Source organism: Mycoplasmopsis glycophila, assembly GCF_900660605.1.
Taxonomy (GTDB): domain Bacteria; phylum Bacillota_I; class Bacilli_A; order Mycoplasmatales; family Metamycoplasmataceae; genus Mycoplasmopsis; species Mycoplasmopsis glycophila.
The window spans coordinates 403,611-415,893 of sequence record NZ_LR215024.1 but is presented as its reverse complement, the minus strand read 5'-3'; the positions used below and the strand labels follow the sequence as shown (position 1 = coordinate 415,893).

At 29.3% G+C, this 12,283-nt stretch carries 13 protein-coding genes, 3 tRNA genes and 1 other RNA gene; 3 read left to right on the top strand and 14 right to left on the bottom strand.

The features are described from left to right. Positions 1–115 precede the first annotated feature (115 nt). From EXC46_RS01650 to EXC46_RS01640, 3 genes are all read right to left on the bottom strand, one after another. Positions 116–979 (bottom strand): hypothetical protein, encoded by an 864-nt coding sequence (locus tag EXC46_RS01650; protein WP_129622120.1) that lies wholly within the window; start codon positions 977–979, stop codon positions 116–118. 124 nt (positions 980–1,103) lie between these two features. Then, positions 1,104–1,178: transfer RNA gene (locus tag EXC46_RS01645), tRNA-Gln, on the bottom strand. 4 nt (positions 1,179–1,182) lie between these two features. After that, positions 1,183–1,266, bottom strand: a tRNA-Tyr gene (locus EXC46_RS01640). 158 nt (positions 1,267–1,424) lie between these two features. Between EXC46_RS01640 and smpB the strand changes: the two genes are divergently transcribed. The 3 genes from smpB to EXC46_RS01625 all read left to right on the top strand — a co-directional run bounded on the left by smpB (position 1,425) and on the right by EXC46_RS01625 (position 2,330). After that, positions 1,425–1,862, top strand: a complete 438-nt coding sequence (gene smpB, locus EXC46_RS01635) for an SsrA-binding protein (protein WP_027333811.1) — start codon at positions 1,425–1,427, stop codon at positions 1,860–1,862. A 10-nt stretch (positions 1,863–1,872) separates the two neighbouring features. Next, positions 1,873–2,255, top strand: a transfer-messenger RNA (tmRNA) gene (ssrA, locus tag EXC46_RS01630). Between the two features lies 1 nt (position 2,256). Further along, a tRNA-Thr gene (locus EXC46_RS01625) sits at positions 2,257–2,330 on the top strand. A gap of 45 nt (positions 2,331–2,375) precedes the next feature. Here the strand turns inward: EXC46_RS01625 and EXC46_RS01620 are convergent. The 11 genes from EXC46_RS01620 to EXC46_RS01570 form a co-directional block, all read right to left on the bottom strand. Next, positions 2,376–3,458 (bottom strand): hypothetical protein, encoded by a 1,083-nt coding sequence (locus tag EXC46_RS01620; RefSeq protein ID WP_027333810.1) that lies wholly within the window; start codon positions 3,456–3,458, stop codon positions 2,376–2,378. Next, positions 3,451–4,284, bottom strand: a complete 834-nt coding sequence (locus EXC46_RS01615) for an MAGa3780 family membrane protein (RefSeq protein WP_027333809.1) — start codon at positions 4,282–4,284, stop codon at positions 3,451–3,453. The genes EXC46_RS01620 and EXC46_RS01615 overlap by 8 nt, the downstream gene beginning before the upstream one ends. A 65-nt stretch (positions 4,285–4,349) precedes the next feature. Further along, the gene (atpC, locus tag EXC46_RS01610; RefSeq protein ID WP_027333808.1) at positions 4,350–4,766 is read right to left on the bottom strand and encodes an ATP synthase F1 subunit epsilon; all 417 of its coding nucleotides are present in this window, start codon (positions 4,764–4,766) and stop codon (positions 4,350–4,352) included. 2 nt (positions 4,767–4,768) lie between these two features. Beyond that, on the bottom strand, positions 4,769–6,199 hold the full coding sequence (atpD, locus tag EXC46_RS01605; protein WP_027333807.1) for a F0F1 ATP synthase subunit beta: 1,431 nt from the start codon (positions 6,197–6,199) through the stop codon (positions 4,769–4,771). Positions 6,200–6,214: 15 nt separating this feature from the next. Next, entirely contained in the window at positions 6,215–7,066 is an 852-nt protein-coding gene (atpG, locus tag EXC46_RS01600; RefSeq protein WP_027333806.1) for an ATP synthase F1 subunit gamma, read from the bottom strand. Beyond that, the gene (gene atpA / locus EXC46_RS01595; protein WP_027333805.1) at positions 7,066–8,634 is read right to left on the bottom strand and encodes a F0F1 ATP synthase subunit alpha; all 1,569 of its coding nucleotides are present in this window, start codon (positions 8,632–8,634) and stop codon (positions 7,066–7,068) included. The genes atpG and atpA overlap by 1 nt, the downstream gene beginning before the upstream one ends. A 3-nt stretch (positions 8,635–8,637) precedes the next feature. Beyond that, the gene (gene atpH / locus EXC46_RS01590) at positions 8,638–9,192 is read right to left on the bottom strand and encodes an ATP synthase F1 subunit delta (protein WP_027333804.1); all 555 of its coding nucleotides are present in this window, start codon (positions 9,190–9,192) and stop codon (positions 8,638–8,640) included. Between the two features lie 2 nt (positions 9,193–9,194). Further along, entirely contained in the window at positions 9,195–9,761 is a 567-nt protein-coding gene (gene atpF / locus EXC46_RS01585) for a F0F1 ATP synthase subunit B (protein ID WP_027333803.1), read from the bottom strand. A gap of 8 nt (positions 9,762–9,769) precedes the next feature. Further along, positions 9,770–10,081, bottom strand: coding sequence for an ATP synthase F0 subunit C (gene atpE, locus EXC46_RS01580; RefSeq protein WP_027333802.1), 312 nt, complete (start codon positions 10,079–10,081; stop codon positions 9,770–9,772). A 9-nt stretch (positions 10,082–10,090) separates the two neighbouring features. Next, positions 10,091–10,861: a F0F1 ATP synthase subunit A gene (locus EXC46_RS01575; RefSeq protein WP_027333801.1), complete on the bottom strand. Its 771-nt coding sequence runs from the start codon at positions 10,859–10,861 to the stop codon at positions 10,091–10,093. 549 nt (positions 10,862–11,410) lie between these two features. Continuing rightward, positions 11,411–12,256 carry a PTS glucose transporter subunit IIA gene (locus tag EXC46_RS01570; RefSeq protein ID WP_044888937.1) on the bottom strand — a complete coding sequence of 282 codons (846 nt, stop codon included), beginning with the start codon at positions 12,254–12,256 and terminating at the stop codon, positions 11,411–11,413. Positions 12,257–12,283: the final 27 nt, after the last annotated feature.

Sequence of the window (12,283 nt, the reverse complement as noted above, 5' to 3'; positions counted from 1 at the left end):
TTGTGTTTGAATTTTTATACTTATAAAAAATGATTGAAGAAAAGTATGTTTTTAGGTGTTTTTGAAAACAATTTTTCTCAATTTTTTAAAATACACATTCTATAAGTCCCACACTTTAAAGAAATTGCTTAATAAAATTGTTTTTATAAATGAAGAACAATGAATTTAAATTTACATATCTGGTTGTCTTTGGAGTTTTACAAAGTTTGTCGTACTCTATTTTTCAAAAATCAACAGCATCACGCACTAACGAATTGATAAATTTGAAAAACTTTCAAGCTCTAAATTGCTTCATTTTGATAAATGAATTTGTAATTTTTGTAAAACTCCTTACACGTGATAAAAAGCTTTGTTTAGAATGAGCTTTTTTCGATTTAGCTTCGTTTAAGAAATTTCTATCACACTTGAAAACAAAATCTTTATTATTTCAGTATTTTGTTTTCATTATTCTCAAAAAAGAAACAAAATTCTTACCATTCAAAAGCAGACATAAAGCAATTTGGTTAAATTCATTAAATTTAATAAATTTTCTTGTGGTAGGTGTATATTTGCTTTTTGTCTTTTTGAATGAAATTCTAAAAGTTCCTTTTTTGTTTTTGTTTGTAATTCTTTCTCTAATAATTTTGATTTGCTTCGAATGAGCTTCAATCTTTTTTAGAGTTTTATAAAATTCGTCTTTTGTAAAATTGAACTTTTTGTAAAAGTCATAACAATTAATGCTTCCGTTTTTTGAAATCTGGTGAAAAATCAAAAGAGCGATAAGCAATTGTTTATTTTTTAAATTAACCAAAGCTTCTTCATTTATGAAAAAGTTTGGACTTTCTTTTAATTCTTTTAATAATTGCTCAATTTCAACAGAAGCAAATTTACTTTTTATGCTTTCTTTGATTTTTTGAGCAGTATCAATTTTTGATTGTGTTTCAAAAGTTTCTTCTTGCGAATAACCAAACTCCAAAAGCTCTCTTGTGGAGTATTTCAATTTGAATTATTCTCCTTTCGTAGAAAATGAAAAGCAAGCCCCTTTTAGGACTTGCTTTTGTCTTGTTGGCTTAAACTGTTCGCTCACTCAAAAAATAAAAAAAAAAAATCGCCTTTCGACGATATGGCTGCCCCAGTTAGATTCGAACTAACGCATGGCGGAACCAAAACCCGCTGCCTTACCGCTTGGCTATGGGGCAAAAATGGTGGGGGGAGAGGGATTCGAACCCCCGAATCCTAAGAAAGTGGGTTACAGCCACCCGCATTTGGCCGCTTTGCTATCCCCCCAAGTTTGCAATATAATTATATATCAATTTTTACTAAATCAAATAAATTTTATGTTTTTTTATTTAAGTGATTTAATTTTGAAACTCACTGCTTAAATAGCGAAAGTTTCATAAATATTTTAGCAAAAAAATAAAAAAGATAAATATAATTTTTAAGATATGAAGATTGTTTCTCAAAATAAAAAAGCTCACCACGATTATGAAATTCTTGAAAAGTATGAAGCAGGTCTTGTTTTAGAAGGATGAGAAGTCAAAACAGCAAGAAGTAATAAAATAGATATTTCTAATGCTTATTGCTCGATTTATAAAAATGAAGTTTATCTTAAAGATTCTTTCTTTAAACAATACATGCTTTTAAAAAATGATGAATATCGTGATAGAAAATTATTGTTACATAAAAGAGAAATTCGTAAAATTAAACAAAAAATTGAAACTTTACAATTAACAATAATTCCATTAAAAATTTACTTTCACAAAAGTTATTTAAAAATTGAAATAGCTCTTGCTAAAGGGTTAAGAAAATATGACAAAAGAGCTAAAATAGCAAAAGAAGAAACAGAAAAGAAATTAAAACAAGTCTTAAAATCTTATTTATAAAGATTTTTATGGGGATGTAATGGTTTCGACAAATATAGGCAGTTGAACATCGCAGTAGTGTGGCAGACTATAATTGCTACTAGGCTTTCTTAAACGGAAAATCTGAAGAAAAAACTGAATTTGCATTCAGTAACCCAGCATTTGCTGGATCACAAGCCTTTGCATTCGCTTAATAACTAGCGGCAAAGCCATTTCAAACGACTCCTTTAAGTTTGAAATGAGTCATAAAGGATAGTTTTGAGAATTGATCGTAATCAAAACGAAGAAAGATCAATTACTAAATAATATTTTTGTTTATTTTATATTTTAGTAATTAATAAAAATAAACTAAACTGTAGAAGTGCGATACTTGTTTATGTTTGGACACGGGTTCGACTCCCGTCATCTCCACCACGCTCTTTTAGTTAAGTGGTATAACGGTTGACTCGTAATCAACTATCGCAAGTTCGATCCTTGTAAAGAGCACCATATAACAAAAGTTATCTAGAAGAAAAAAAGCGCCTTGTGCGCTTTTTATTTTGCTAAAATCTTTCGCTGATTAGTCTTTTTCTTGGTGGTTTTGCCTTGGAAATTATCTTTGAGAAAATTGAGTTTTCATTCGCGTTCTTTTGTAATTTTTTGATGTTTAATAATTACATTATTGATTGTACGACAATTTTGTTCTTTTTGGAGAAAATTAATTAAAAGTTCTTTTTGCTTAATGCTTTTTTGTAAAAATTCTTGATTTTGATCATATTTGTGTGAATTTTTATCTAACTCTTCTTGTTTCTTTTGGTTTTTATAAACTCAAGATTGTAAATTTTCAATGTATTTATTTACAAAAATATTTCGATTTCGTTTACCTAGATCAAGCTTAATTAATTCAAGCATTTTTTTACCACGCTGTAATTCACGAGAAAGCTGGTTGATTTTGTCGCGTTTGACAATTAATGAATCAATTATTTTTTGAGCTTTTGGTAAATTTTTAAGAATAAAAATGGTTTGTTTAACATCAGCTTCATTATAATTTTTCACCATTTCTTTAATTAAAAGAATATCATCGTAATTAAGTTTATCAATTTGTTTAGTTTCGTTATTATAATATGCAAAAAGAATATAACCTAAATAAGCTGCAATCTTACCTTTTTTATCAGTTTGAGAACTTAATTTTAAATTAATCTTATCTAATTCTAGAAAATGATCAACATCTTGGTAACCAAGTTTTAAAGCAACATTATCAAGCGAAATGTGATTATCATCAATTGAATTTGTTTGAATTTTAAGATATTTTGATGTTATTTTATTTTCAAGATGTGCATTTCAACCTAAAAATTGAATCGTTTGATTTGAAATAGTTAAATTTGGACCTACAAAATCATAAATAGCTTGTTCAAGTGTTTTAGTTAAATTATCTGAATATATTTTTACATCAAAGTTACTTAAATCAATAAAATATGTTTTAAAAATTGTTTTATCCTTATTAATTACTTTCCCTAAAGTAAAACAATAAACGATTTCATCTTTAATGTTTTTGTATTTTGGAATTTTATGTAAAAAATTAGGTGTAATTGCTTCAAAATCTACGAATAAAATTTGTTGAGTAAGTTTTTTACTCATATTTTCTTCTAGTTCTAAATTTTATTTTAGCTAAATATTTAAACGCAAATCCTAAAGCAATTGGTAAAGATGTTCCGATAATTAAAATTAAAATATTAAAGATAACAACATATAAAATAGAATTACCTTTGTAGAAAAGTGGATATTCAAAATTTAAAAATGGATAAATAGTTAAACCTGAAAGATCTTGAATTTTTGCTAAATGATATTCATTATTTGAAGCTTCAAGATGAATTTGTTTGGTTCAAGAATTACCAATAAAATACATTCCCATTGCAAAAAAGTAATAAATAAACATCGGAGCAAGAGATCAGAAGATTAACTTATTACTAAAAGTTAATTTTTTAGAATTAAATAAAAGAAAAGAAATACCAATAATTGGATTGACAAAGTGAGTAGTGATTGAAACAAGCATTCTTGTAGGTGAATAAACTTTTTCGATAAATAGCCCCGGGAAAATTAAACCTCAAAAAATAAGAAAAGTTACTGAAATATAAATGCCTGATAAAATTAAAAAATTATTAGTTTTAATTGAATTTGGTCTTAAAGCGTAAAGAAGTAAAGCCAAACCAATTGAAAAATTACTAATATAAGTAAATGTTAGTGTTTTTTTTCAAAAGTTTGCTTGGAGACTTGGGATTAAATTATGTCTTACAATTTCTAACTTACTTTGCTCTGAAAGTGCATTTCAGCGTGCTTGATTTTCTGAAACAACATCAAACCAAGAAATAATAAATCCGATTAATAAAATCAATAAAATTGTTGCTCCAGCAAAGAATGTTAGTCTTCGTGATTTAGTTTGTAGTTTGTCTAATAATTTTGTCATAAAGATCCTCCTTTCTTATAAAAAAGTTTATAAAAACCTTCATTTTGAGAATGAAGGTTTTTAAATTATTTATTAAATTGATTGTAAGTGTCAATTCTTGATAAAGTTTTTTTAAGCTTCACTTCTAATTTTGATAAATCAATGTTGTCTTTTTTAGCACTTGAAAGTTGTGCCATAATTAAATCGCGATCTTTTTGAGCACGAGCTAAATCAATATTTCGAGCATCAATGATGTCTTCAGTAATTATATTAACTTTTTCAGAATCAGCGTAAACTATTCCGCCACCAATTGAACATTTAATTGAATTAGGGTCACTTTCATAACCAATTACTAATTTACCAATCTCAATATTACTAAAAAGCGGTGTACGATGAGCTTGAAGTCCGATGTATCCTAATGCAGTTTTTAAAGAAACAATCTCTGTTTCTCCTTCATAAAAAATACCATTAGGTGTAGTGATTGTTAATTTAACTTTTGACATATTTAATTATTTTCTTGCAGTTTTTTATCAGATTCTTTAGATTCGATTTTTGAATATCTTTTTTTAACATCTTCGATGCTTCCAGCATATCTAAAGATTTCTTCAGGATATTCATCATATTGACCTGAAAGAATTTCTTTAAAGCTTCTAATAGTCTCTGAAAGTGGCACATAAGCACCAATAATACCAGAGAATTTTTCGGCTACGTGGAATGGTTGTGATAAAAAGTTTCTAATTCTACGTGCACGAGCAACGATTTTTTTATCTTCTTCTGATAATTCACCCATTCCTAAAATAGCAATAATATCTTGCAATTCTTTAAATCTTTGTAAAATAGCTACAACTTCTTGTGCTACATCATAGTGTTCTTGACCAACTACAAGTGGATCTAAAAGTCTTGATGATGAATTGAGCGGATCAATTGCAGGATAAATCCCTAATGCTGCAATTCCACGATCTAGAACAGTTTTAGCATCAAGGTGGTTAAATGTTGTAGCAGGTGCTGGGTCAGTTAAATCGTCAGCAGGAACATAGACAGCCTGCACAGAAGTAATTGAACCTCTTCTTGTTGAAGTAATTCTCTCTTGAAGCGCCCCCATTTCAGTTGCTAGTGTTGGTTGGTACCCAACAGCTGAAGGCATACGTCCTAAAAGAGCAGAAACCTCACTACCTGCTTGTGTAAATCTAAAAATATTATCAATGAATAAAAGCACATCTTGATTTTGTTGATCTCTAAAGTATTCGGCCATAGTAAGACCTGAAAGAGCAACTCTCATACGTGCACCTGGTGGTTCATTCATTTGTCCAAAAACAAGTGCTGTTTTATCAAGAACACCAGCTAATTTCATTTCATAGTAAAGGTCATTACCTTCACGTGTTCTTTCTCCAACTCCAGCAAAAACAGAAAGACCGTTGTGTTCTTTAGCAATGTTGTTAATTAATTCTTGAACAAGAACTGTTTTACCAACTCCAGCTCCACCAAATAAACCAATTTTTCCTCCTTTTGCGTAAGGAATTAAAAGGTCAATAACTTTAATACCTGTTTCTAAAATTTCAGAAGTAGTTTTTTGTTCTTCGTAACTTGGACTTGGTGCATGAATTGGTGCTCTTTCAACATTCGGATCAAGTGGTAAATCATCAATTGGATTACCTAAAACATCAAACATTCTACCAAGCACAACATTACCAACAGGAACTGAAATAGCATGTCCTGTATCTTCAACTACCATACCTCTTTGTAAACCATTTGTTGACACCATTGAAATAGTTCTAACAGTATCATCACCTATGTGCTGTGCAACTTCAAGAGTAAAGATTTTACCATCAGCTTCAATTGTAAGTGCATTAAGTAATTTTGGTAATTTACCTTCATCAAACCGAACATCGACAACAGGCCCTAAAATTTGAATAACTGTACCTTTGTTTTTTGTCATTTCTGGTTCTCCTTTCTATGTAGCATCAGCTCCTGCTACAATTTCATTAATTTCTTGTGTAATAACTCTTTGACGCTCACGGTTAAATTGTAAATGTAAGTTTGAAATAAGTTCATTTGCATTATTAGTAGCATTTTCCATGGCGTTTCTACGCGATGCCATTTCTGAAATTTTTGAACTACTTCCCAAGCAGTAAATTAAACTTCCAATATATAAAGGAATTGAGTTTTTGAGAACAACTTCTGCATTTGGCTCAAATTCAATATTTTGTGAAATTGTTTTTGTTTTATGCTCAATATCAAGTGGAAAAAGTTTTTTAAGAATTGCTTCTTGATTAATATTGTTAACAAATTTAGTATAAATTAAATTAATTTCACCAACTTGTCCTTTTGCATATAAATCCAAAGTTTCTTTTGTAATTTTATTAGCAATTGAATAGTCAACTTTTTCGCCGTAATTTAAATAATGATCAATAATTTGATCTTTAAGAGCAGTAGAATGTAAAATACTATATCCTTTTGTTCCTAATACAATCACCTTATCTTCTGAGGTGATATTTTTTTTGAGTAAATTAATTACATTTGTGTTGTAAGAACCACATAGTCCTAAATCACTTGTTATAACGATATAGATTTTTGATTTTACATTTTCATTTTTAGGAAAAATAGAATAAAAATCTTCAGGTTGAACGTGCTCGATTAAGCTATCAAAAGTATCATTTAATAAATTTAAGTATGAATCAATGCTTTCGAATTCTTTTTTAATTCTTCTTAATTTTGCCGTCGACACAAGTTGCATAGCATTTGTGATCTTTGAAGTGTTAGAAACAACTGAAATTCTATTTTTTAAACTGTTTAAATTAGCCATTATAAGTCTCTAAATTTTTCAGGAAAAGACTTGTACATTCTTTCATCATAATTCGGAACTGTTAAAATAATATCTTTAACAATGTGCACTAAAGCAACTTCAATTTTATGATAATCTTCTTCTGAAATTAAACCAGTTGTTTCGATGTGAGCATAAATTTCTTGACCTTCATGTTTAGTTCATGAAAGAACAGCATCACGATATTCGTGAATATATTCTGTTGGTAATGGGTTTACAATTCTTTCTTTAATTCCAACTAGTAAAATAATTTGATCTGGTTGAGAAATCGGGAAGTATTGCTCTTGTTTTAAAAGTTCATATACTTTTGCACCATGATTTAAAATATTTTTTGTTGAATCATCAAGGTCAGAACCGAACTGCGCAAAGGCTAACATTTCGTTATATTGAGCTAATTCAAGTTTAAGCGATCCAACCACTTTTTTCATAGCTTTAGTTTGAGCAGCTGAACCAACACGTGAAACACTAAACCCAATATCTACAGCTGGTCTTTGACCTGAATTGAAGAGACTTTCTTTGGTGAAAATTTGACCATCAGTAATTGAAATAACATTTGTAGGGATATAAGCTGAAATATCACCTTGTTGTGTTTCGATAATTGGTAAAGCAGTAATTGAACCACCACCATAGTTTTGATTCAATCTAGCTGCTCTTTCTAAAAGTTGCGAGTGTAAGTAGAAAACATCTCCAGGATAAGCTTCACGTCCAGGTGGACGACGTAAAAGAAGTGATAATGTTCTATAAGCGATCGCATGTTTAGATAAATCATCATAAACAATAAGAACATCCTCTCCTTTTGACATTCACTCTTCAGCTATAGTAACACCAGTGTAAGGTGCAATATATTGTTGTGGAGCTAATTCACTAGCACCAGCAACTACTACTGTTGTATATTTAAGTGCATCTGCATCTAAAAGTTTTTGAACAATTTGAGCAACAGTTGAATTTTTTTGTCCAATTGCAACATAAACACACTTAACATTTTTACCTTTTTGGTTAATGATTGTGTCTATCGCAATAGCAGTTTTTCCTGTTTGACGGTCACCAATAATAAGCTCTCTTTGTCCTTTTCCAATTGGAATCATTGAATCAATTGCGATAATTCCTGTTTCAAGTGGTTGATTAACCTCTTTTCTTGACATAACACCAGAAGCAACTTTAAAAATTTCACTTCTTTTTTTTGCGTTAATTGCTCCTTTACCATCAATTGGGTTTCCAAGAGCATCAACTACTCTCCCTAAAAGTTCATCTCCAACTTCAACAGAAATAACAGAACCTGTTCTTTTGACTGTATCACCTTCTGAAACACTATTAGCATCACCAAATAAAGCAACACCAACTGTTTCTTCTTCCAAGTTTAAAACAAGTCCATAAACACCGTTTTGAAATTCAACAATTTCAGAGTTTTTAACTTTTTCTAAACCAGAAACAACAGCAATACCATCACCGATCGAAATTACTTGTCCGATTTCACTTCTATCAGCTGTATTTCCGACATTTTTAATACGATCTTTAATAATCGCAGAAATATCATCTAAACGAATTGCCATATTCTATTTTCCTTTCTGTAAATCTGTTTTTAAAATATCTAACTTAATCTTTTCAAGATCATGTTTAATATTCATTTCTAAAATTTCTGTACGAGATTCAATTCTAATTCCACTAATTAAGTTAGGATCAATGGAATGTTTTAATTTTATTGTTCTTCTTGTAACTTTTTGTAGCTTATTCTTAATTTCTTCAAGTTGGTTATCATCCAACGGAAAAGCTGACACTACACGAACAAAGCGGATTTTGAGTTCTTTATTTGAAAGTTTAAGATATTCGATGATAATTTTTTTCAAATATGGACTCATTCTTCTTTGAACTATAACTTTTAATGTATTTAAAATAATCCAATGAAAATCTTTAAATACAAGTTCAATTGTTTTTAATCTTTCTTTTTCAGAAATTAAGTCATTCCCTAAATAAGTAACTAACTCTGGGTTTAATTTAATTATTTCTAATAAATTCTCAAATTCAGGTTGAATTTTAGATAATTCGTGTTCTTCTTTAACTAAGTCAAAAATCGCAACTGAATAAGCTGCTATATTTCTTTTAGCATACATAATTAAATTTCATCCACTTCTTTATCTGAATTTAAAAATTTATCGATAATTTCTGATTGAGTTTCTTGCGAAATTTCACGTTTTAAAATTTTGTCAGCAAGTTCTGTTGCTACTTGCACAACATATTTTTTCGAATTTTCTTCAAATTCTCTTTTTTGCGCTTCAATATCTAAATGTGTTTCTTCAAGTAAACGTTTAGATTGAGCTTTTGCTTTTAATGTATATAAATCAGAAACTTTTTCTGCTCTTAATTTTGCCTTAGTGATAATAATGTCAGCTTGTTTACGTGAATTAATTAAATTTGCATTTGCTTCATCTAATTTTGCTAAACTAATTTCAGTTTGTTTAACAGATTGATTAATATTTTCTTGAATATAATTTTGTCTCTCTTGAATCATTTTTTTAACTGGTTTATAAACAAGTTTAGTAAGCACAGTGAAGACGATGACAAACGAAATAATTGTGGCCAACATCATTGGTCATGATGGGAAAATTTGATTAAATTTTTCAGCAATTTTACTTACTGTTGATTCATTTTCCGCTAGTAATAAGTTAATGTTAGTTAACATACTTTGAATTATCCAACGAATTTAACAATTAAAGCAACAACAAAAGCATAAATAGCTGCAGTTTCAGCAATACCTGCTCCGATAATTAACATTGTACGAATTTTTCCTTCGGCTTCTGGGTTTCTTCCAACAGCTTCACAAGCTTTACCAGCTGCATAACCTTGTCCAACTCCAGTTCCGATAACACCAATTGCTGCTAAACCAGCACCAACTGCTACTAAACCTGCTTTTAATCCGCTTCCGCTAGTTGCTGCTTCAGTAGTAGCTGCTGTTGCAGTATTTGTTGTTTCTGCTAATAATTTTGTTACACTTTCAATCATTTTATCCTCCTAATAGATTGTTGCACTTTGTTTTTTTGTGAAAGTTTTTTTAAATACTAAAATTCTTCTTCTCTTTTCTGCTTTTGGTTTTTCATCTTGTTCAGATTCAATTAATCAATAAACTGATGTTAAAAGGGTAAAAATATAAGCTTGCAATGTTGAACCAAAAACATCAAAATAAAAGTGGAATGCTGCTGTTAAAGGAGATGCTATAAAAGTCACAGGTCCAAAACCTTTACCTGCGATAGCATCAGCATTACCGATCGAACCAAAAATCGCATAGATTAAGAAAAGAATACATGAACCACCTATAATATTTCCGTAAATACGGAAACTTAAAGAAATTAAAGGTGAAATTTTACCAATAACATCTGTTGGTAACATAAAAGCTTTAAGATATTTTCACTTACGGTAAATCATACCGCTTGCTAAAATACCAAGCCAACTTGCTAGAGCAAGAGTGAATGGAACGCTATATGAAGTAACAATTGGTTCTAAACCAATAAATGCTACTGCATTTCCAACAAGTAGAAAAGTTGCTAGTGCAAAAATATAAGTTTTTGCCTTTTGCAGCCTTTTGTCTCCCACAACGTCATGAAACTGTTTATCAATTACACCAACATAAGCTTCTGCAATAAAAGCAATTCCTGTTGGAGCTTTATTATGTTTAACTTTCTTAACTTTAAAATAGATTAAGAAAGATAATATCAAAATAACTAAAACAGTTACAACTAAAGAAAGGAGTTGCGGTTGAGCTCATTCTTTAAGTTTTTCTAGCATTCATCTCCTTTCTGGATTTTCTTTGTTTAATTTTGTTAATTAAGTAATCACAAACATGCACAAAGATTGGTAAAACAAAATTGAGCGATAAACCAACTATCATGGTTAAAAAGTTAATTGGATTAAAGTAGATATTTTTACCTAATTCATGATGCAAATTGTGATAAGTTTGATTAATTTTTAAACTTAAATAAAAAATTAAAAATAAAAAAACGTAATAAAAAAGATATTTTAAAAAATAAAAAATATACCTGTGTGCTTTTTTAGTAGTTGTTAAAATTCAAATTGCTCCGCAGACATTGATTTTATAAAACAAATAACTAACCAAGCTTCCTATAGCAAAACCAAAGAATAAACCTTTGTGATGTTTTCAAAAACATAGAAAGATAGATGAAAAAAATAATAAAAAAAATCAAAACAAGACTTCATAGTATTTATTATATTTTTTTCAAAACATGAGTCTCCTTTAGTATGCTTATATTTATTTTATAACTTTTATAAAGTTATAAAAAAATAATCAAGTTATTTTTCACATTTTGTGCTTGATTATTATTTTACTAATTGAAATAATTTTTGCCCTGATTTTGCTTCTTTAACAAGTTCTTCAATTGTTTGGAATTTTGAATCTTGTGTAAGAACAAAAACAAATTTATTATCAATATTTTCTGATTTGAATCTATTTAAATCTAATGTTACTAAAGATTTTCCTTGTTCAACAAATGAGTTTAAACCATAATGAGCATCAAAACCAATTCCATCTAATTTGTGACTATCTTGCCCTAATAAAAGCACAACTTCAGCACCATTTGAAGCTGATAATAAAATTTGGTTTTTTGTCGCAGGCATCATTGCGATTTTTCCTGAAAATGGAGCTAAAACTTCAACTTTTCCTGCTGCAAGATCCATTTCAATTGCGAATCCTTTTCCAACAAGTCCAGCAGAAAATACACCATCATTAAGTTCTTCTAATGAAATTACTTTTCCAGAAACAGGAGCGATAACTTCTAACGAGCTAACAACTTGTTCTTCTTTATCTGAACATTTGCAATCTTCTTTTTTAGCTTCTTGTGTTTCTGATGTAGATTCTTCTTTTAATTTTGATAAATATTTTTTAATAAGTTGATTGATTATTTCGGTTCCAACACCAAAGCAAATTTGAACGTGTCTTTCACGATCAAACATAACAATTTTTGTAGCACCCATGTCTTTTAATGCTGCTTCATTAACTAATGATAAGTCTTTAAGGTCGTATCTTAATTCAGAAACGCTGTTATTGAATGATAAAATGTTATTTACACCACCTAATGCTTCGACAACTTCTTTTACTTCGTTTGGAATTTGATTTTTTTCATTATATTCTTTTGCAAGAACTTCAAATTTATCAACTAATTTCATAAACTTCTCCCTTTGTGTAGCTTTCTT